Raw genomic sequence first — 22,266 nt, 5'->3', positions numbered from 1 at the left:
CCCACCGACGGATAGACTCCTGCCCGTGGCCGAAGAACAGAACGACCCGACATCGCGGAGGCCCATGCCTCCCCGTCCGCAACCACCGCGGCCCGATGTTGCCGTCGAACCGCTGCGGCCACGGCAGGAGCCATCTCGGTCGGTCCTACCCAAGGTCGCGACCGTGCTGTGGACTCTGACAGCGGCACTGATCCTCGCGTTGGCCGCCTCAATCGCGCTGAATTGGGAGTCCGTGCTCTCCGGCGTCGAATCTGCGGTGTCCCAGCAGGATTCGACGGCAAGCGCCGCCGACGTCCGCAACACCGCCTCGGCCACGCTGCTGTCCAGCGGTGCCGCAGCAGCGGTGCTCGTGTTGCTGGGATTCGTCGCACTCAATCTGCTGCGCAACGCGGCGACGTCGTCGAAGGTCCTGATGGGAGCGGTCGGGATCCTGACCATCGGAGCGGCAGTCACGTTCTCGACCTTCGTGTCCGACGCCTCCGCGCTGCTCGGCGGCGTTCTGCAGTGGGGGCCGTTCGTCGTGGCGGGCACGGCTGTCGCTGCGACGATCGTGGCCCTCCTGCCCCGGGGATCCTCACGCAAGTGAGGCGAGTATTCCTTCCGCGCTGCGGGCCGCCGTGGCACACGAGGTCGAGGTGAATCGGTCCAACAGTGGATGCGAGGACAGTGCTCGCCACTTGTGTACCGCCGCCAGCGCGGTGTCTCGCTGTTGCGCGTGACCGGCATCGGGAGGCAGGTCGAGGCGTTCGGTGGCGGCGATGCCGAAGCCGCCCATGATGCGCTGCAGCTCGAGCAGACCGCCGTCGGGCAGTTTCGGTGTGGTGGAGCGCAATCGGCCGAGCAGACGCAATTCGGCGAAGCCGTGCACATCGGCGAGCATTCGCCCGGCCTCGGTGCGCAGTGCATGCGATTCCGGACGGAACTCCAGAATCCGTTGCAGGGCAACCAGAGCCGAGTGCAGCTTCAGTTGGTCGGCGCGTTGACCGAATTGCACGTCGATCACCGACCGGAGTTCGGTCAGCCCGCTGCGCTCGACCAGATCGGCCGCGAGCGTGGGTGAATCGCGTACCCCGAGCCGAATCAACGTCACGGCCATCCGAATACCGAACAGCCCGAAACGGTCGACGATGCTGGCTCGCAGGGCCGCGTCGACCGGTAGCGTGCTTTCTGCACGGACGAATCGATCGGCCGAGAGCATCGCCAACTGCAGATCCTCGGTCGGCACCGTGGCCAACATCTCGAATGCCGAGAACTCGTTCTGCCGCAACGTTTCCGCACCGAGCGCCAGCAGACCGGCGACCGGAACCACCGCCTGGCACAGGCCGGTGGCCTCGAGTTCGGACGCGAATCGCGCAGCGACTTCCTTGGCCGACATCATCGCGTCCATCCGCCCCGACCCCACCTCGTCGGCGCGCGAGACGACACCGATCACACCGAGCGGCCCCGAATCACCGCCCACGTGCGCACCGATCTGCCCGAGAAACGACACGTCGGTCGCATTGAGCGTGCGCAGCAGATAGACGACCGCGTCGGCACCCGAGGACGAGTTCTCGGGCGTGAGCATCGCCAACGTGCGCGCCGACACGTCGCGCGAGAGCGACGAGGTACCGGGGGTGTCGATGATCGTCGTCTGCGCCAGAGCACTTGCAGGCCATTCGACGTCCAGTCGGTCGACCTGCGCGGCCGTCAACGACCCGAGATCGAAGGTCAATCGTCCGTCCCGCCGTTGCACCGGGACGTTCGCAGCCCGGTCACCGTCGTACCAGGCCGTGACGGCGGGAGCGACGCCGTTGCGGTACCACGTGACGACCTTCGTGCACTCCGTTGCGTCGGTGGGAGCAATGTCCTGTCCGACAAGAGAATTGAGCAGTGTGGACTTACCGGCCTTGAGCGATCCTGCGAGTGCCACCCGCAGCGGCTCGTCCAAACGGTACAGGCATTCGTCGAGCATCCAGGATGCCTCGGCATCACCGGAGTACGTCGATCGCGCCGCCGAGATGAGGTCGCGTGCCCTGGCCAGAGCCGCCACGCTCATACCGCGACGTCCTTGACGAGTCCCACTGCCCGAGCATTCAGTTCGGCCACCACGCGCATTTCGTTCTCCAGCGCAGCAATGCGAGCAGCGCGGTCGGTGTTGTCGGCGGCGGCGGCTTCCTGCGCCGAGCGCAGCGACTCGTTGAGCGACCGCAGCGTCTGCTCGGCGATGGACGTGAAGTGATCACGCAGGACTCGCTGAATCTGCCGCAGTCGGTCCTTGGACTCCTTGCCCACCTGGAAGCTGACGTCGTCGGTGAAACGTCGGATCGCGATCTTGGCCTCGGAACGCCGTTGTTTGACGCGGTTCTCCTTGTCCTCCTTGTACGCCTTGGTGCCGAGCAGCACACCCGCGCCGATGGAGATCGGATTGAGCAGACTCAACCCGACGAACGTGGTGATCAGGCCGAACATCAGCACACCGCCGTAGGATCCGCGCATTCCCACCAGAACCTTCTGCGTGATTCCGATACGACCGGATTCCAGATCGGCCAGGGACGAGACGGGATCGAGGACGTTGTCCAGATCGCCGACGTCGAGATCGGGTAGTGCTGCCGCCCCGGAGGACGCGAAGTGTTCGGCCACCAACTCCGAAAGCCACAGTGCCCGTTCGTGAGCCCAGACGAAGTTGTCGCCCACCGACGCAGCGATCTGTTCCTCGAGCCACTCGCCGAGCTGCGGCCAGTCCTTGCCCGGGTCCCCCTCGTCGACGGTTTCCTCGGCTTCCCTGGTGACGCGTCGCAACCGGTCGCGCAGGTCGTGATCGATGTCGGAGGCAAGATCGGCGATACCGTCCCCGAGTGTCTGCTGCCACTGCGACGAGCGCTTGTGCAGCTCCTCGGCGGCGGCCTTGGCGCGCTGCAGCCCCGCGACGGCCGCGGCGGCGCGCTCCGGATCCTTCAGTGCCGCAAGCTCACTGCCGAACGACAGCGTCAGATGCTCGGTGACCGAACGGACGTCGAGCGAGACCGACGAGCGTGCCAGCACATCCGCCCGGGCCACCACGTCGTCACGCAGGAACGCGTAGAGCTGCTGGAAGCCCGACTCGGCGTTGAGCTCCTCGTCGTTCAAACGCAGTGCGTGCGAACGCAACAGAGACGACACCGGCAGCATCTGCACGTCGATGCCCGCCCGGTCCAGGTGTCCACGATTGGCCTCGACGATCTGCCGCCAGTGCGGATAGAGATCGATCTTGGTGATCAGCACCGCCACGGCCGGGCACAGCCCCTGTACCTGACGCAGAAACGACAGTTCCGGCTCGGTGAATTCGCGGGAGGCGTCGGACACGACGAGCACCGCGTCGGACGACGGAATGAGCCCCAATGTTCCTGCAGCGTGCGGATTTCCGTGACCACCGACTCCGGGGGTGTCGACCAGCACCAGACCGTCGGCGAGCAGTGGGCTCGCCACCCCGATGTCCAGACGCAACACTTCCCGGCCCTGGGCCAGCGGACTGGCCGGGGTGACCGTCGTGATCTCCTCGGGCGGAACGTCCACTCGGATCGGTTCGTTGCCGGGATCGGCGAGTACGAGCTGCGCGGAAAGGCTCTCGGCGTTGGACACCACCGTCGGGATGGCGGTGGTCTCGTCGTCTCCGACCGAGCACACCGTCAGGTTGAGCAGTGAGTTCACGAACTGGCTCTTGCCCTGCTTGAGCGGTCCGACCACGATGATGCGTCGACGTGGATCCAACACTCTGGAGCGCGCCGCCTGGACTCGATCCACCAGGTCGGATCGTCCCGCCGATGTCGCCACCGCCGCGGTACGGCTCAGTAGCTCGGCCAGCTCCGTAGATTGCCCGTCCATACGCTCGTGTTCACAACCGTTCTCGTCGACTTCCGCAGTACCAGGTCACGCCGCAGGCTCGAAAAACTCCTGCGCGCCCCGAACGAACTCTAGCGACGACTCGGCCCCGAGTGCTGGCGAACACTCGGGGCCGAGTCATGTCGTTGTCTACCCGCAGGCGAACGATCAGGGCTGCATCGGGTCGATGTCGTGATCGACGGTCACATGTCCCAGAGAGTCGGCTGCCGAATCCACCGAACCGTGCAGGCCGGACTCGCTGAACAAGCTCGACTCGGTCTCACCCTGTCCGAAGACGTCCGAGTCGACGCTCGACCAGCCGGTGCCGGTCGCGGTAGCCGAGGAATCGAACGAGCTGGAGGAATCGAACGATCCCGACGCCGCCGAGGAGAGGCTGCCGCCGGCGTCTGCCAGTCCCTCGACACCCGACTGCAGGCCACCGGTGAGGCTGCCCGCGGCCTGGCCACCGATGTCGGCAGCGGAATCAAACCCGCCGCCCGCGGAAGCCGCAGCGTCCGCACCAGCATCCAAACCCGCACCCACAGTGGACGCGAAGTCGCCTCCGATCGAGGCACCGGTGTCGAGTCCCGCTCCGACGTTCGATGCGATCTCGCCGCCCACCGAGGTGCCGGCGTCGACGACTCCGCCCGCGGCACCTTCGAGGCCACCGGCAACCGAGCCTGCAGCTCCCGCGGCACCTTCGAGGCCCGCACCTGCGGATGCTGCTGCGTCGAGCCCGGTGCTGATGCCACCGGAGACGGCTCCTTCGAGGCCTGCACCGGCCGAAGCCGCAGCATCCACGCCGCCCGCAACTCCGCCTGCGATTCCGCCGCCGAGGCTGCCGAGTCCGGCCAGACCACCGGTCAGGCCTGCACCGGCGTCACCCACACCGGCGAGTCCGCCGGCCACATCTGCACCCGCGTTTCCGACGGCCGCCAGGCCACCGGTCAGATCAGCACCAGCGTTTCCGACGGCCGCCAGGCCACCGGTCAGATCAGCACCGACGTTTCCGAGGCCTGCGAGTCCTCCGGTGAGGCCCGCGCCCACTCCGCCGAGTCCGGCCGGGCCGCCCGACAGGTCTGCGCCCACTCCGCCGACTCCGGCGAGTGCTGCTTCGACGGTTCCCGAGAGGTCTGCTCCGGCTGCGACCGCTGTGTCGATCGCGCCGACGAGGCCTGCGCTGACATCTGCTCCGGCTCCGAGTGCGGCTCCGAGGTCGAGTGCGGCGCTGGTGTCGAGTACCGATTCGAGTGCGGTTCCGAGCTGAGCTCCGGCTGCGCCGCCGACGCCGAATGCCGTACCGAGGACGCCTTCGAGGCCGCCTGCCACTCCGCCTTCGAGTCCGCCGGCCAGTTCGCCGCCGATGCCTGCTGCTGCTCCGACGGTGCCGTCGAGTGCTGCGTCGAGAGCGGCGGTGAGGCTGCCGACTGCGCTGGTGTCGAGGTCGAGCGCGGTTCCCAGTGCGCCGCCGACCACTGCGCCGACGCTGCCGCCTGCGGCAAGCAGGGCGTCGACGTCGAGGTCGGCGAGGACTCCGGCGTCGAGGACGGCTCCGAGTGCGCTACCGATCGAGCCTGCGATGGCACCGTCTGCCGCTAAGAGGCCGCCGAGGCTCGCGCCGACTCCACCGGCGATGTCGCCGACCAACGAGCCACCGGCTCCCAGTGCGCCGTCCAGTGCAGCTCCGATGTCGGTGGTCAGATCGGCTCCGATGGTTCCGAGTCCGCCGAGGGCGCCGCCGATTCCCGCGGTCAGAGCGGCACCGAGGTCACCTGCGATGTCCAGTCCGGCTCCGGCACCGAGTACCGCGTCGAAGACTCCGCCGAGAGCGGCACCGAGATCGGCTCCGACGCTTCCGCCGACTCCGAAGGCCGCACCGAGAGCGCCGGCCAGGCCGCCCTGGATATCGGCCAGTGCGCCGAGGTCGACGGCACCGGTCGCGCCGATGGCGGCGTCGAGTGCTGCCTGCAGCTGTGCGGCGATGTCTCCACTGATCTCGCCGCCGATGCCTGCGCCTGCTCCGATCAGTCCAGTGAGTGCAGCGCCGAGCCCGACGGTTCCGCCGAGCAGACCGTCGAGGTCCAGATCCAGACCGCCACCGATACCTGCGCCTGCGCCGAGCAGGGCGTCGAATGCGCCGCCGAACGCGGTTCCGAGCTCGAGACCGATCTGGCCTCCGACAGCCAATGCTGCGGCCAGTGCTGCCTGCAGGGATGCCTCGATCTCACCCGCGACATCGATTCCGCCGGTCAGGCTGCCACCTGCTGCGAGTCCGCCGCCCGCCACTGCGCCTGCTGCAAGTCCGAGCCCGGCCGACAATCCGCCGCCGAGGCTCGCGCCGCCGGCGAGTGCACCGTCGAGGCCGGCGGATCCGCCTGCGCCCAGGATGGCCGAGAGCTGGCTGCCTGCGCCGGCGAACAGTCCCGACTCGGCGACCAGGGGTGCCACGGCGACGATGTCGGCGTGGGTGACGTCGCCGAGTCCCGCGGCGGCCAGCGTCATCTCGGGGTTGGCGCAGTAGGCGGCTGCAGCCTGGTCGTCGCGCAGCAGGCCGAGAATGAAATCGAGTACGGCGTTGGTAGCCATCGTGGGTCTCCTTGACGAGTGGTGCTTCGTGGTTGATCACAACGCTAGGCACCGAAGAGCCCCCGCCCAACGGGGCGGATCCCCCCACTCCCCCGGGGGTTGCCAGGGGACTTCGGTTAGGGGATCTCGGCGCTTTAGGGGATTTCACTCGTTGTGCGCTCTAACCTGCTGTGAGACGTAACGAATAATCGGCCACTGCCGACAGTGCGTGTGACGGCAGTAGTACTGACGGCAGTGCGAGACGAAGGCGGCGACACCACGATGAACGCAGGGCTCGGCATACGTATCGGTTCGGTGACGGCTGTGGCTGCTCTGGACACCGAACCCGTCACCTCGGTGGTCAAGCGTTCGGCACTCGACCTCCGTCCGGGCGAGGCCCCGCGTCTGGCAGAGCTCTGGGACCGTTCGACGCGCAATCTGATCAGCGGATTTGCCGACCGGGTGGGCGATCCGGTGGAACTGATCGACGACGACGGCCGCAGTCACCGAGCCGAGGACCTGTACGCCACCGCTGCTCGCGCACTCGTCGCCGAGGTCTCCGCCGGGACCGATGCCGCTCCTACCGTCGTCGTCACCCACCCCACTCGCTGGACGGCGTACACCGCCGAGGTTCTCGGTGAAGCGCTCGAGCGCGCGGGACTCACCGACGTCACGCTGGTACCGGAGTCCGTCGCCACGATGCGGTGGCTCGAAGTGACACGCGGCCCACAGACCGACGGCCTGGCCGTGGTCTACGACCTGGGCGCGACCGCACTCGACGTCACGCTGATGCGCACCGGCTCCGAGGCAGGCACCGTCGGAACCGGAGTGCATTCGGAGGAGTTCGGCGGAGCGCAGTTCGATCACGCGATCATGCAGTACGTCCTCGACACCGTCTCGGGAAGCCAATCCTTCGAGTTCGATCCCTTCGACCCCGATACCGTCGGCGCACTCGTGGAACTGCGGGCCCGCTGCGGCGAGGCGAAGGAACAGCTGTCCTACGACACGTCCACGTCACTGACGGTCGACCTCCCGGGCCTGCACACCGAGGTACGCCTGGTGCGCTCCGAGGTCGAAGAACTGGTGCGCGCATCACTGCTGGCGTCGATCGGGGTGGTACGCGACGCCGTCACGGCCGCGGGCCTCGACGTCTCCGACATCGACCAGGTGGTACTCGTCGGTGGCAGTTCGGCCATCCCACTGGTCGCCGAGCTCATGTCGTCCGAGCTGCGAGCACCCGTGGTGGCCGGACCGCGACCCGAACTGACCGTCGCAGTCGGTGCCGCGATACTCGGCAGCGACATCGCCGACGCGACCGCCTCCGACAACGCCGCAGCACTGGCTGCGGCACCCACCACGGCCGTGGCGTCCGCTGCGGCGGCCGCCCCGATGCCTCGCCCCACTCCCCGGCCCGCACCGACGCCCACCGCCGTCGACTCCGACGCAGGAATGTCCGGTCGCAAGAAAGCCGGTGTCGTGGCCGGATCCGTCCTCGCTCTCGCGCTTCTCGCCGGCGGAGGATTGTCGGTGGGCACGGCATTGACCTCCGACAACACCACTCCGGCCGAATCGAACGCGGAAACCTCGATCTCGAGCACCGAGACACCGGGAACCAGCGTTGCGGTGGCCGATGCCGCGACGACGACGCCGGCGACCGGTGAGAACGGTGTTGCCGCACCCGGTTCCGAGGGTGCGCCGACCACGGTGGTCGACGCCGACGGAACGGTGACGCAGATCGATCCGGCCACCGGTGCTCCGGTCGCGGGATCGCCTGCCCCGGCCGACAACGGCGCGGCCACGGTGCCGACCATCCCGTCGGTCGCCGCTCCGACCGTTCCCAACTACCAGCCTCCGGCGGTGCAGGTTCCGCAAGCACCGAGCGTGCAGGTTCCCAGCTACCAGGGTCCCACCCTCGGCGATGTCGGACAGGGTGTCGGTGACGGACTCGGCGGAGTGGTCGGCGGCGTCGGTGACGGGCTCGGCGGTGTCGTCGGCGGCGTCGGTGACGGGCTCGGCGGTGTCGTCGGCGGCGTGGGTGACGGGCTCGGCGGAGCCCTCGGCGGCTTGACCGGCCGATAGGTCGACGGTGACCAGCACTCGATCATCGCTCGTCGGCATCGAGCGCGCCGATCGCTTCGTCCGTGATGCGCTCGTCGCCAACGGATTCCATGTCGTCGTCGGGGTCGACGGCTCCGGTCGATCCGCAGTTCTCGATTCCGTGGCGTCGACGGTGGACGTGCACACGGGCACCATCGCCGACGCGCCGTCCGGCTCGACGGTTCTCGTCGACGACGCGCACCTGCTGTCGGAGCAGCGTCTCGACGAGATCGCAGCGGCTGCAACACGATCGGACATCACCCTGATCGTCGCCACCGCGCCGCGGAGCTTCGATTCCCGCATCGAGAAGCTCGTCGCCTCCGCCGGTTCCAACCGGTTGACTCTGGTTCCGCTGGACAAGGTGGCCATCGCGGCGCGGGCAGCAGCGACCGTTCGACCGATCTCGGCGTCACTCGCCGGTGCCGTCGCCAAGGCGACCGGCGGAATTCTCGCCGCCGTCGATGCGGCCCTCGGCGCACTCGGCGGCGACCGTTCCGATCCGGCTCCACTGCGCGCGGTCGCCGAATCCGTTGCCGAACAACACCGTCGGATGCTGATCGAGACCACCGACGACACGCGGGCCCTGCTGCTCGCAGCCCGATTCGGCATCACACCCGATCCTGCGTCGGCCGCGCAGATCGTGGCACGCGCGACCGATGTCGAGTCGATCGTCGACCTGGCCTGCAGCTCCGGCCTGCTCGACACCACGGGCACGTTGATTCCGTCTGCGGAGGCACCGCTGATCGAGATGATCGGAGAGGCGCGCTGCCGAGCCCTGCTCTCGTCCGTCACCGACATCGCCACCCGATCCCGCCTGCTCGACGCCACCGCGGCACGTGCGTTGGCAGAGCGAGGCGTCGTCCATCCGGGTCTCGCAGATTTCCTTGTGCAGCAGGCGGATTCGGCTGCTGTCGATGTCGCAGGTGCCCTGTACGACGCGGCGGTCGACGCGGGATTCGACTCGGCGGCGTTGGCTGCGAGGCGGTCCGAGGTAGCGGCTGCCACCGGGAATCCGGACGAGGCGGCGGGATTCGCCGATGTGGTCCTCGACGGCGCTGTCGGGTGCGATGCGACGGATCTGCGGACGGCGGTGCGGGTGTCGGCGTCGATTGCCGCGCAACGTGGAATGGCCTCGCGCAGTGCGCAGTTGTTCGCGTGGCTCGGCGAAGATCGGCTCGGACCCGACGCCGTGTGGGCTGCCCTCTCGGCCGCGGCGGCCGGTGATCGCAGCGCCGCCGACCGTTCGATGGCTGCCGTGACTGCCCTCGCACCGACGTCGAGTATCGCGTCGGGCAGTCTGCTCGTCACCGGGGTGATCGGGTCGATCGATTCGCGGAGCGCAGCAGCGTCGAGTGCCGCTGCCAACGCACTGATGCGGGCAATGACGTTGACGGGCACTACTTCCGATCGTTCGTGCACCCCGGATACTGCCGCTGCCGTCTCGGCGCTGCACGCGGTGCACTGCGGCGACCTACCCCGTGTCGATTCCATCGTGGCGCGAGCACTCCCCGAACACCGTCCGGGATCGGAGGCGCACACCAGACTGAGCCTCGTCGGGGCCTGGGCGTCGATGCTGCGAGGGGATACCGCCGAAGCAGGCATCGCGATCGAGGCTCTACGGATTCCGGTGTCACACGTGCGCAATCAACTGTTCCTGCACGCGATTCGAGTGGGCCTGGCTCGCAGGTCCGGTGACGCAGGGTCACTGATCACGGCATGGACCCAGGCCCAGAACGTGATCGCCGAATACTCCACCGACCTGTTCGCGCTGCTGCCCCTGGGCGAATTGCTCTTGGCCGCAACTCGACTCGGCCAGGTGGACCGCGTCGAGCATCTGGTGGCGCAGGCCACCGACCTGCTCGCAGCGCTCGGCGATCCACCCGTGTGGGCGTCGGCGCTGCATTGGTACCAGGTTCAGGCGGCCATCGTGGCGCAGACTCCCGACGCGTTGGTCCCGCACGCCAAGGCTCTGGCCGCCGCCGCTCCGACCCATCCGTACAGCGCCGCACTCGCCGCTGCCGGTCGCGCGTGGCTCGGCGTGTTGCAGGGCAGGCCCGACGCGACCGAGGTGGAGAATTCGGCACGCACGCTCACCGCCTTCGGACTGCCGTGGGACGGTGCCCGCTTGGCGAGCGAGGCCGCCCTGACCGTCACCGATACTGCGACGGCAACCTCGCTGCTGCACATCGCCAGATCGTTGCGCCAACCCAGCTCGACGGGGCGCGACAGTCCGAGATCGACCCCGCAGCCGACGGGCTCGTTGAGCGAACGCGAAGCCGAGGTCGCCGAACTGCTGGTACTGGGCGTCACGTATCGCGAGGTCGGCAGTCGGCTCTACATCTCCCCGAAGACCGTCGAGCACCATGTGGCTCGTATTCGGCGCAGGCTCGGGGCGCAGTCGCGCTCGGAGCTGATCTCGATGCTGCGCGCCATGGGATACGGGGCCTCGACCAGCACAAGTGTGGACACTGTAACTGTGCGGGGACCGGGAGCGACATAACGGCCGAGCACCACTCCCCGATCGAGAACAGGTAGCAGCCCCATGACCGAGCAGCCCGGCAGTGCGAGTGTGAGCACACCGGACGTCGGCCTCTACCTGGACGACGAGCGCGCAGTCGCCGCCGTGTCCCATCCGATCGCGCCCGGACCGTCGCTGCACCTGGCGTCACTGCACCCGACCGTGCTCAACACCCATCCCGACGGCACCGTCTCGCTCGGAGATGCGACCGACGACGACTCCGAGGCCTACACACACTTTCTCGACTCCCTCGCCGACGGCGTGGGTGTCATCGGCAGCAAGGGCACGGTCTTTCCTGCCGAGCAACTGACGTCGATGGCCCTGCTGTGCCTGCTCACCGAGGTGGCGTCGTCCATCGGTCTGCGGCCGGGTGATCTTGCCGCGGCGGCGACCTATCCCGCCCAGTGGACGGCCGAGCAGGTGTTCGCGCTGCGTTCGGCCATGAACGGGCACGGGCTCGCACACGTCGCGCTGGTCGCCGAGGAAGAAGCGCTCGCCGCGTGGAACGCATCGCTCCTGCCGACCCTGCAGAAGAAGGACACCGCAATCGCCGCGGCCCGCGGTGCTGCGATTCTGGCAGCGCAGTTCCCCGTCGACGCCGTCACCGAGCAGTTCGCGGTGGTGAGCCAGGCGAGATCCGACCGGCGACCACTGTTCGCTGCGGCAGCGTTCGCCGCCGCGTTGACCGTCGGTGCCGCGCTCTTCGCGCTGCAACTCGGGACGCCCACCGACACCGACGTCCCCACCATCGACAACGCCCAGCTGGTGCCGCGCACGTCGTCGAGCGGCACCGGGTCGGGTGGCCCGATCGACTTCCCCACCGTCGTCGCCGAACCGGCCGCCGAGATCGTTCCTGTCCCCCCGTCGACGGCGACCACCACCACGGAAGAGACGACCCCCACCGAAACCTCCGACCTCCCGCGGAGCGAACCGACCGAGATCGAACCCGGGATCGAGATCGAGACGCGCCCGGCGCTCGAGGCACCCGAGGACGACGACCGGGAGAAGCCTCCCATCGTCGTCGAACCGGTCGATCCGGAACTTCCGGACGAACCAACCGACGAGACCCCCGACACCCCTGATGCCCCCGACACCGACCCGGAAGACGGGCAGTCCATAACCGAACAGATCGCACCGAACGACCGATCGGCGGAGACCCCATGAGCGATGCCGGCCATCTCGGAATAACCGTGGGCCACACCAGGTCCGTCGCGGCCTATCGCGCATCGGCCGAGGACGAACCGACGATCGTCGTCCTGCCGACGACACTGAGATTCGACGAGGACGGCCGCGCCCACCTCGGTGAACCCGCCGAGACGGCACCGTTCACTCGGTTCGTCGATCTGGTCGGTCAGCAGGAGGATCTCGAGCCCGACGCCGACGCCTACCGCGCCGAGGACCTGATGGCCAACGCCGCCAACTGCCTCGTCACGATGGTGTCCGCGAAGGCCGGCGTGCCCAGCGACATGCCCGTCACGACCATGACGTACCCGACGCGGTGGACCCGAGCCGCCGTCGCACTGCTTCGTGACGCCCTCGATCACACCGGCCTCACCGATGTCGCCCTGGTTCCCGACGCGAAAGCCGCCAGCGCATTCGCGCAGCCGAGCCCGGGAGCAGCGGTCACCGTGGTCGACATGGGGGCCACCGGCACCGACATCTCCACCTTCCCCGGAGGTGGAACGGTCCGCACCACCGCCGTCGGCGGAGACGCGTTCACCGACGCCCTCTTCGATCACGTGGTGACCGATCGCGAGCACATCGACCTGTCCGACGCGGCCGTCCTGGCAGCCCTTGCCGGCGTCGTCGCCTCGTGCGAGGCCGCCAAACAGACCTTGAGCACGGCCGACGTCGCCACGATCTCGGTCGAACTCCCCGGTGTCTCGCAGTCCTCGACGGTGACCCGAGCCGAGTTCGCAGACCTCGTCGCGCCTTTGCTCCGCCGGCTCGACGTTCCGGGGACGGGCACTGTGATCCTCGCCGGCGGCAGCGCTGCACTTCCGTCGGTGGCAAGCGACATCACCGAACGCTCGTCGGGCCCGGTGCTCGTCGAGCCGCTCGCTGCCACCCGCGGTGCCCTGCTGCTGGCCGAGGTCGAGGATGTCGACGGCAACTCCATGGTGACCGGTGCCGCGCCGATCGTCACCCGAAACGACGGCACGGAGTCCCTCGACACCGACGCCATCCCGGTCGTCGCGCCCGCGCCGTCCCTCGCGTTCTCCGAGGCGATCCCTGCGGTCGCTCCGGTGTTCGCTCCCTCGGAATTTCGATCCGAGCAGATCGTTCCGGTCGACGAGAACGCCTCGACCACCGATCACTCTCCGGCCGTCGCCGCTGCGCCGGTAGCGGCGAAGAAGGAACGCAGCGAGCGTTCGCGGACGATCGCCACCATCGTTGCCGGTGCAGCAGCAGGCGTGGTCATCGTCCTCGCGATCGCAGCACTGAGCGGAGTGTTCGGCGACGCTCCCGCCGCGACACCCCCGACCGTCACCGATGCCGGCTCGCCGATCGTCACCTCGACGCGCGCACCCTCGACCACCACCGCCACCTCCGTCGAGCCCGTCTTCGTACCCGAGGTCGTCGAACAGCCGGAAGAGCCGTACGTGGCACCCGAACCTGCTCCCCTGCCCGCTCCGGCACCCGCGCCGGTGCCCGCGCCGGTGCCCGCCCCCGCGCCCGTGGTCCCCACCACGACGCCGGTGGCCACCACGATTCCGGTGACCACCACCCCGGTCGAGACGACGACTCCGACTGAGACCACCACGACCTCAGCTTCGGTGACCACCCCATCCGAAGAGCTCGAAGAACCCTGAGCTGCGCGAACACGGATTCCGAGCCCGATGCCCTAGGGTGGGGCGCTGATGACAAGCACCCGATGAAGGGATTTCATGCGTAACACCGGGGCGCTGCGTGCTGCAGTGCTGTGTTCGACGGCTTTCGTACTTCTTGCTTCGTTCTCCGGGACAGCAGCAGCAGAACCCGTCGTCCAGTCACCCGCCGATCAGCTTCCCCGCGAGCTCGTCGAAGCCGTGCAGCGAGATCTGAAGATCTCTCCGCAGGAGTATCTCGATCGGGCCGCCCGCGCGCAGGAACTCTCCGAATACGCATCGGACTTCCGAGCCAGCCGTCCGGCAGATTTCGCCGGTGCCTGGATCGGACCCGACGGCAATGCCGTCGTCGCCGTCACCTCACCTGCTGCGGCGCAGGCCGTCGCCAAGGACGGATACGCCACCGCGCAGTCGCCCGTGTCGGCAGACGGACTCGAGAAGTCGCTGGCAGACCTCAACAGTTGGATTGCCGGCCTCCCCCGCGAGATCTCCGAGCAGATCAACGGAACGGCCATCGACTTCATCGACAACCAGATCGTCATCGATCTGGTGAACAGCCCGATCGGTAGCGCGCTGAATCTGCCCACCCTGCTGGCGAACATCAAGGTCATCCTCTCCCCCGGCGGAAACAAGCCGGTCGACCCGACTCCGATGGGCGGGGACACCTACGTCACCACCTCGGGACCCATCGCCGACGCTCCGGCCACCGACATCAGCATCTGCTCGTTCGGCTTCAACGCCGTCGACTCCTCCGGTTCGGCCGTCAATCTCAGTGCAGGCCACTGCAACCCCGCCAAGGCCACCGGATCCGGCGGCGCGCCGGTCTACCTGCCCGATCCGGCCGACATCTCGCGTAGCACGCAGATCGGGTCGTTCGACCGATCCAGCCTGGGCGCAGAGGACGGCCTCGATTGGTCGGTCATCGCCCTGAACGACACCGGCATCGCGTCGGGACTCGACCGCCCCACCGTCCGTGGAGCGAACGGCAGCACCGTCACCGTCACCGGAACCGCATCGCCGGTCATCGGAGCGCCGGTCTGCAAGTCCGGGCAGTCGTCGTCGTTCACCTGTGGAGTGGTTGCGGCCGATCGCGTCGAGACACAGCTCTACATGGAGGACGGCACGTCCCGCACCGTTCGCGGATTCGCCAGCACCGCATGCACTCTCGCAGGTGACAGTGGCGGTGCCATCGTGACCGGAACCCTCGCGTTGGGAATCACCAGCGGATCCAACAGCGGCGGCGCACCCGATTGCAACGAGGCCAACCTCGCTCTGGCGCAATACGGTGGCACGGCAAGCCTGGGCATTCCCATCGATCAGGTCACGCGCGCGACCGGAAGCACACTGCGCACCGAGTAGTGGGTACGGCGGGAGCCCTCCACCGCCTATAGTCGTACGACGGGTGAACGGCATCACATCTGCAGATGCCCGGGGGGAGAGGTTTCTATGCGTCGCCGAGCGTTCCGGCTGTCGATGTTCGCTGTGCCACTCGTGGTGACGGCGACCGTGTTCGCGCCCACCGCGGGGGCAGATCCGGTTGCCGACACGATGCTGCCTGCGGCGTTGGCCGACGCGGTTGCCCGCGACCTCGGGCTGTCTCCGCAGCAATTTCTCGACCGAGCGGACGCAGCCCGCCGACTGGCCGAGTTCACCGACACCGTCGGTTCCGACGGCGTAGCGAGGGCATGGCTGGACGAGGACGGACGTCCCGTCGTCGCGGTGGCGGACGGACCGGCCCACGCCGACGTCGCAGATGCCGCGTCGGCCAACGGTTTCGGGATCGACGCGTCGCCCATCGAGCTCCCGCCGGCAATTGTCGATGCCGTCCAGCCGCTGTTGGACCTGCTCCCGTTCGATCCGTCACCGACGGCAGGCCCGATCCGTGCGAGTTCGTATCTCGGCGGTGACAGCTTTCTCGCGGGTACACCGGCCGGCCTCGGTCAGCGGTGCTCCCTCGGATTCAATGCCGTCGACCCGACGCGCGGATCGGTCAACATCACTGCGGGCCACTGCAATCCGAACACCACCGACACCGGCTCCGCGGCACTGACGGGCGCGTATCCGATGTACGGCAGTCTCGTGGGCTCGAAATTCGGAACGTTCTACCGAACCAGCCAGTCGCGCAACGATTATGCCTTGATCGACATCGACGACGCCAATGCCGCCGAATTCGAGAGCAACGCCGTGCGGGTCCCCGGAGCAGGCCCACTGCACGTCACCGGGACGGTGGACCCGATCGTGGGAGCACCGGTCTGCAAATCCGGATCCAGAACCGGATTCAGTTGCGGCACAATTCTTTCCACGGGCCAGCACGTCGCACTGGGCGACAACGTTCTGGACCGCGGCTTCTCCACCTCCATCTGCGCGCTACGCGGAGACAGTGGTGGCCCTGTCGTCAGCGGCACCCTCGCGGTCGGCATCGCCAGTGCATCGAACGTGGGCGATCAGCCCTCCTGCGAGGTCGCGACCGTCGTCAGCATGCTGCAGGGTCAGCGGCCCGAGCTGTTCGCCACCCCCATCAACGACGTACTCGCGGAGAACCCGGGCCTGACGATCCGAACGTCCTAGTGCGTGGACGGTCGCAGACGTGACAGCGCCGCGTAGCCGACTCTTCGCGCATGCGCGAACCCGGGCGACAGCTCCCATCGACGCACCAAGCCGACCAGAATCCGAGACCCGACCATGCGTGTGGGGACGCCCACCACGGCCAGCACGTCGTAGCCCGAGGTGGACCAGGACCTCTTGATGTCGTTGACACCGACGCCCAGGTCCAGCACGGTCACGTCGAGCTCGTCGTGGCTCTGGACGAACCATTCCATCATCTGATGCCCGGGTTGATACTTCGCGACCTCGGGATCGTAATGCGTCAACCAGGCTTCGAGTCGAGCTCCGGTACGAACACAGATCTGATGCGCACGCCATCGCCCCTCGACGCTCACCCCGGAGAGGGTCAATCTCCCGGCCGCTGCTTCGCGAGCCAGGAAGTCCTTCGCCGACGCCGACGGGTCGGCGGGCGATTCCTCCGCAAGGTAGTCGGTGCGATCGCTGTGGAGCGTCGACGCGGCAGCCAAGCGGGATATGTCTGTCCAGCGTCGTTCGAAGTGCTTCGCATCCCGGATGGTCTCCATCGTGAGGGGACTCCCGGCCCGCTCGGCCTGACGCCTGTACTTTCCGAGCCGCTTCAGTGAATTGCGCCCTCGCACATCCCGAGCGGTGCTCCCCTCCGGCACCTCGATCACCGGAACTCGCTCCCGCACGATCGACTCCGAACGCCACCGCGGGTGCGCATCGAGCACCGCGAGTGCGATCTGATTGTCGGCCATGGAGTCTGCGTAGAAGATCAGACCGCAGCGGTCGACGGCATCCCACAGGACACGAGACGACGCGTCGTCCTCGCTGAGCAGTTCCGTCGGAACGCCCTGCCCGGCCCCGAGAATCTTCGCCACCTTCAACGGACCGAGTCGCGTCACGAACATCGGTGCCAGAGCCACCAGACGCGTACCGCGACGCACGTGCACGAAGACCAGCTCACTGCCCGCAGGTCGCGGTGCATTCAACGCATAACTGCGGCGAGATGAGAAGACCGTTCCGACTCGCTCGGCCAGTGCGTCCCACTCCTCGCGGAGTTCGTCGGACAGCGTTCTGTCCACGGCTCCGATAATGGGTTCGTAGTCGGTTTCCATGCTATTTACTTTACGGAAAGTTTAATAAGCGTGTGAAAGCACTTCTTCGTTGTCCTCGTTCCGTCGGTGCTCGTACGGGTGCGGCGGTGGCCGGAACTCGACGCCGACCCACCAAGAACGCAGAAAACCCGCACCCTCGACGAGAGTGCGGGTTTTCGGTGACGACTCGCTTACTTGGCCCAGACCGTGGTGCCCGGTGCCGCATTCAACGTGTTGATCAAGTCGATGCCTGCAACAACGAGGGTGGGTCCGCCGGCAGCGATGGTGCCGAGGATGCCTCCGACAGTGGCGGCGATGGGAATGGTTACAACCCCGCCGACACCCGCCAGGGGGAGACCGAGCAAGAAGCCGACGCCTACACCGATGGCAGTTCCGGTAAATCCACCGATCGCGGTCGCGATGCCGAGTTGCGAGGAGAAGTTCTGCTGCGCCCTGAGGTTCTCCTCGGGCGAGGCGACGGTCGTTGCGCCGATGCTGCGCGAGTTGGCCGAAGCCTTCGTGAAGTCGAGGTTCGGGATCAGACGCAGGGTCTTGCCGTTGTCGTCGACGTTCTGCTCGTACGGGAAGTTGAGTCCGCCGAGGTTGAACGACAGCGGGAGAGTCACGAGGGTGTTGTCGGCGGCGTCGAGGACGTCGACCGTCTTGCCGTCGTCGGCGACCTTGAAGACGCCTGCGTCGATGGTGGTGACGATCGTGCGATCTTCGAGATCGACGGTGTAGTTGGTGTCACCGGGGGCCGTTTCATCGGCGGGCTGTGCGTAAGCGGTTCCGCTGGCCAGGCCCATCGCGACTGCGACGAGGGCCGACGTGACGACCAGTTTGCTGAGTTTCATGTGGAGTTCAGTTCCGTTTCTGTGGCGTTGAGTGCTTGGCAGTACCGCTAGGCAGCCGTCAAGCGCAAAGTCACCCCGATGACTCTTTTGCGACTTTTGGTGCGCCCGAATTGTAGCGTAAGAATCGGACCGGTCGTTGTCCTTTTGTGACAGGTTCTCCACCTGTCAGTTACCCACTGTCACAAACATTTTGGATATTCGCAGCACAGCGGCTCGAGTCACGTCATGCTGGGATCGGAGATGTCGATCGTTCGACCGATCGAGGAAGACCGAGCGCGTGATCCCACCGGCCCCAGGCGGCCCGTCGGCGACATTCCGCCACACGAACGGAGTAGGTAAGGACTGCCTTCTCGACAGCACCTCGACGGCCTACGCATACGGTGATCTGCGAGACAACCTACTGACGAGTTCAGCCCACGCGTCGGACGGCCTCACTTCGCCACCCACCAGCACCGCTTCACTCGGTGGTGCTAAGTTACCCGTCAGTACGGCGAAACTGCTACTGGCGAGTAACATAGTCCGTCAGCCGGCTCGACGGGCTGAACCCGCGGTAGCCCCCAGCTGCCACCTGAACGAAAGGCCGCGACATGAACGCCCTGACGATCACGTTGGGCACAGTCGGTGCTCTGCTCAGCCTCGTGTGTTGGTACGTCTTCATTCGCGGGGCTCTGCGGATGTTCAACATCGTGCGACTCGGCCAGCCGGCACCCGACCGCTGGCGACCGATAGTCCCTCGCTTCAAGCAGATGGTCGTCGAGTTCCTGCTGCACACCAAGATGGTCAAGTTCCGCACCGTCGGCTGGTCGCACTGGCTCGTGATGGTCGGCTTCATGTTCGGTTCCATCGTCTGGTTCGAGGCGTACGGCCAGACGTTCAACCCCGAGTTCCATTGGCCGATCTTCGGCGACACTGCGGTTTACCACTTCCTCGAGGAGATCCTCGCTCTCGGCACGGTCATCGGTATCGTCACGCTGATCGTCATCCGCCAGCTCAACCACCCGAGAAAGCCCGAGCGTCAGTCGCGCTTCGCCGGCTCCGGGTTCAAAGCCGCCTACTTCGTCGAGGCCGTTGTGCTCATCGAGGGCCTGGGCATGCTGATGGTGAAGTCCGGCAAGATCGCCACCTACGGCGACGGCAGTCTCATCTACGACTTCGCCACCGTCCACATCGCCACCCTGCTGCCGGCCAGCCCGGAGATGGTGTCGGTGTTCGCGTTCGTCAAGCTGATGTCCGGCATGGTGTGGCTCTACATCGTCGGTACCCGCATCAACTGGGGTATCGCCTGGCACCGCTTCTCGGCGTTCCCCAACATCTACTTCAAGCGCATGGACGACGGCACCGTGGCTCTCGGCCCGGCCAAGCCTATGATGTCCGGCGGCAAGGTCCTCGAGATGGAAGAGGCCGACCCCGACGTCGACGCGTTCGGCGCAGGCAACATCGAGGACTTCAGCTGGAAGGGCTGGCTCGACTTCAGTACCTGCACCGAGTGTGGCCGCTGCCAATCGCAGTGCCCCGCCTGGAACACCGGCAAGCCCCTCTCCCCCAAGCTGCTGATCATGTCGCTGCGCGACCACAGCCACGCCAAGGCCCCGTACCTGCTGGCAGGCGGCAAGAAGGACATGGCAGGCGACGAGGTCGGACTGGTCGACTCCGAGGGCAACGTCGACCAGAAGGCGCTCGACGCCATCCCGCAGAACGCTCGGGACGAGGCCGATCGCAAGCTCGTCGCCGACGCCATCGAGGGCGGCATCATCGATCCCGAGGTGCTGTGGAGCTGCACCACGTGCGGTGCCTGCGTCGAGCAGTGCCCGGTGGACATCGAGCACGTCGACCACATCATCGACATGCGTCGCTATCAGGTCCTCATCGAGTCGGAGTTCCCGTCCGAGCTCGCAGGCCTGTTCAAGAACCTCGAGAACAAGGGCAACCCGTGGGGCCAGAACTCCAAGGACCGCCTCAACTGGATCAACGAGATGGACTTCGACATCCCGGTCTTCGGCCAGGACGCCGATTCGTTCCAGGACTACGAGTACCTCTTCTGGGTCGGCTGTGCCGGTGCCTACGAGGATCGCGCCAAGAAGACCACCAAGGCCGTCGCCGAGCTGCTCGCCACCGCAGGCGTGAAGTTCATGGTGCTCGGCGCGGACGAGACCTGCACCGGCGACTCCGCTCGCCGCGCGGGCAACGAGTTCCTGTTCCAGCAGCTCGCCATGCAGAACATCGAGACGCTGAACAGCGTGTTCGACGGTGTCGAGCAGAGCAAGCGCAAGATCGTCGTCACCTGCGCGCACTGCTTCAACGCGCTCGGCAACGAGTACCCGCAGGTCGGCGGTGACTACGAGGTGGTGCACCATACGCAGCTGCTCAACCGCCTCGTGCGCCAGAAGAAGCTGATCCCGGTGGCCTCGGTCAGCCAGGACATCACCTACCACGACCCGTGCTACCTCGGCCGTCACAACAAGGTGTACGACGCTCCGCGTGAGCTCATGGCCGCGTCGGGCTCCAATCTCAAGGAGATGCCGCGCCACGGTGAGCGGTCCATGTGCTGTGGTGCCGGTGGCGCTCGCATGTGGATGGAAGAGAACATCGGCAAGCGCATCAACATCGACCGGGTCGACGAGGCACTGGCGACCAACCCGAAGAAGATCGCCACCGGTTGCCCGTTCTGCCGCGTCATGCTCACCGACGGTGTCACCGCACGTCAGGAAGGCGGCGCACACGAGGGCGTCGAGGTCGTCGACGTCGCGCAGCTGATGCTCGAGTCGATCACCCGCGTCGAGTCCTCGGTACTGGGCGAGAACATCAAGGTCATCCCCCGCGAGCGCACTCCGGAGGAGAAGCTCGCGACCGAAAAGGCGATGGAGGTCGAAGAGGCCGAACGCATCGCCCCCGTCGAGGAGCCGGCCGAGGCGAAGTCCGCTCCGGCAGCTCCGGCACCCAAGGCCGGCGGCGGTCTGAAGATGAAGGGCCTGGCCAAGGCTCCGGGAGCGAAGGCACCCGGTTCTGCCACCAAGACCGAAGAGCCTACGGAGGAGGCTGCACCCGCGGCCAAGCCCAAGGGTCTCGGATTGGCAGGCGGCAAGGCACCCGGTGGCAAGGCACCCGGTGGCAAGGGTCTGCAGATGAAGGGCAAGGCACCCGGCGCGAAGGCGGCTGCACCTGCCGACACTGCAGCCGAAGCTCCGTCCACCGAGGCCTCGGAATCGACTCCGTCCGTCAAGCCCAAGGGTCTGGCCGTGAAGTCGGGCTTCAAGAAGCCGGGAGCCAAGGCACCGGGCAAGCCCGCCGAGGCCACTGCGACTCCCGCCACGGAGCCGTCGACCTCTGACGCACCTGTGGAATCAGCCTCTGCTGCAACCGAATCCAAGCCGACCGTCCAGCCGAAGGGCCTGGCCGTGAAGTCCGGATTCAAGAAGCCGGGCGCCAAGGCACCGGGTAAGCCTGCTGCCGAGGCTCCGGTCTCCGAAGCACCTGCTGCCGAGGCACCTGCTGCTGAGGCACCTGCTGCTGAGGCACCGGTTGCCGACGCTACGGCGTCGGAAGCACCCGCCGCCGAGGCTGTCGCAGAATCCAAGCCGACCGTCAAGCCCAAGGGCCTGGCCGTGAAGTCCGGATTCAAGAAGCCGGGTGCACGGACGCCCGGCGCAGCAGCGTCAACATCCGCCGAGGCGTCGGACACCACCGAGGCACCCGCCGAGGCATCCGCGGCCGAAGCACCAGCAGAGGCTCCGGCAGAGGCGTCGACCACCGAGGCACCTGCTGAGGCGTCGGACACTGCGAGTGAAGCCGACGACCGCACGCCACCCAAGCCGAAGGCCGGTGGACTCGGATTCGCCCCGGGAGCCAAGGTTCCGGGTCGCCGGAAGTAACCTCACACCCTTTTTACCGACCGCGCGCCCTTGCTC

13 protein-coding genes are annotated in these 22,266 nt (G+C 67.2%); 8 read left to right on the top strand and 5 right to left on the bottom strand.

The window, feature by feature from the left end; translation table 11 throughout:
- Positions 1-25 precede the first annotated feature (25 nt).
- Complete coding sequence (locus QM590_RS12005) at positions 26-586, top strand: hypothetical protein (RefSeq protein ID WP_149407359.1); 561 nt, start codon at positions 26-28, stop codon at positions 584-586.
- Here QM590_RS12005 and QM590_RS12000 read toward each other — a convergent pair.
- The 3 genes from QM590_RS12000 to QM590_RS11990 all read right to left on the bottom strand — a co-directional run bounded on the left by QM590_RS12000 (position 575) and on the right by QM590_RS11990 (position 6,423).
- Positions 575-2,035, bottom strand: a complete 1,461-nt coding sequence (locus QM590_RS12000; RefSeq protein WP_149407360.1) for a dynamin family protein — start codon at positions 2,033-2,035, stop codon at positions 575-577. The two genes, QM590_RS12005 and QM590_RS12000, sit on opposite strands and share 12 nt — an antisense overlap.
- Positions 2,032-3,840, bottom strand: coding sequence for a dynamin family protein (locus tag QM590_RS11995; protein ID WP_149407361.1), 1,809 nt, complete (start codon positions 3,838-3,840; stop codon positions 2,032-2,034). The genes QM590_RS12000 and QM590_RS11995 overlap by 4 nt, the downstream gene beginning before the upstream one ends.
- 165 nt (positions 3,841-4,005) lie before the next feature.
- The gene (locus tag QM590_RS11990) at positions 4,006-6,423 is read right to left on the bottom strand and encodes an IniB N-terminal domain-containing protein (protein WP_149407362.1); all 2,418 of its coding nucleotides are present in this window, start codon (positions 6,421-6,423) and stop codon (positions 4,006-4,008) included.
- Between the two features lie 210 nt (positions 6,424-6,633).
- Between QM590_RS11990 and QM590_RS11985 the strand changes: the two genes are divergently transcribed.
- From QM590_RS11985 to QM590_RS11960, 6 genes are all read left to right on the top strand, one after another.
- Complete coding sequence (locus QM590_RS11985; protein WP_269594982.1) at positions 6,634-8,481, top strand: Hsp70 family protein; 1,848 nt, start codon at positions 6,634-6,636, stop codon at positions 8,479-8,481.
- Between the two features lie 7 nt (positions 8,482-8,488).
- Complete coding sequence (locus QM590_RS11980) at positions 8,489-10,999, top strand: helix-turn-helix transcriptional regulator (protein WP_269594983.1); 2,511 nt, start codon at positions 8,489-8,491, stop codon at positions 10,997-10,999.
- Positions 11,000-11,041: 42 nt separating this feature from the next.
- The gene (locus tag QM590_RS11975) at positions 11,042-12,181 is read left to right on the top strand and encodes a hypothetical protein (protein ID WP_269594984.1); all 1,140 of its coding nucleotides are present in this window, start codon (positions 11,042-11,044) and stop codon (positions 12,179-12,181) included.
- A complete protein-coding gene (locus QM590_RS11970) occupies positions 12,178-13,830 on the top strand; it encodes an Hsp70 family protein (RefSeq protein ID WP_269594985.1) in 1,653 nt (550 codons plus the stop codon). Before QM590_RS11975 ends, QM590_RS11970 begins: the two co-directional genes overlap by 4 nt.
- A 75-nt stretch (positions 13,831-13,905) precedes the next feature.
- A complete protein-coding gene (locus QM590_RS11965; protein ID WP_068055327.1) occupies positions 13,906-15,204 on the top strand; it encodes a S1 family peptidase in 1,299 nt (432 codons plus the stop codon).
- A gap of 87 nt (positions 15,205-15,291) precedes the next feature.
- Positions 15,292-16,413 carry a S1 family peptidase gene (locus QM590_RS11960; RefSeq protein WP_269594986.1) on the top strand — a complete coding sequence of 374 codons (1,122 nt, stop codon included), beginning with the start codon at positions 15,292-15,294 and terminating at the stop codon, positions 16,411-16,413.
- Here the strand turns inward: QM590_RS11960 and QM590_RS11955 are convergent.
- On the bottom strand, positions 16,410-17,528 hold the full coding sequence (locus QM590_RS11955; protein WP_269594987.1) for a GNAT family N-acetyltransferase: 1,119 nt from the start codon (positions 17,526-17,528) through the stop codon (positions 16,410-16,412). The two genes, QM590_RS11960 and QM590_RS11955, sit on opposite strands and share 4 nt — an antisense overlap.
- A 170-nt stretch (positions 17,529-17,698) precedes the next feature.
- Positions 17,699-18,361 (bottom strand): DUF8020 domain-containing protein, encoded by a 663-nt coding sequence (locus tag QM590_RS11950; protein WP_269594988.1) that lies wholly within the window; start codon positions 18,359-18,361, stop codon positions 17,699-17,701.
- A 587-nt stretch (positions 18,362-18,948) separates the two neighbouring features.
- Between QM590_RS11950 and QM590_RS11945 the strand changes: the two genes are divergently transcribed.
- On the top strand, positions 18,949-22,230 hold the full coding sequence (locus QM590_RS11945; RefSeq protein ID WP_269594989.1) for a heterodisulfide reductase-related iron-sulfur binding cluster: 3,282 nt from the start codon (positions 18,949-18,951) through the stop codon (positions 22,228-22,230).
- The last annotated feature ends 36 nt before the right edge of the window (positions 22,231-22,266 follow it).

This window comes from Rhodococcus sp. IEGM 1372 (genome assembly GCF_030056835.1).
Taxonomy (GTDB): Bacteria; Actinomycetota; Actinomycetes; order Mycobacteriales; family Mycobacteriaceae; genus Rhodococcoides.
This window is presented reverse-complemented; position numbering and strand designations above follow the sequence as displayed.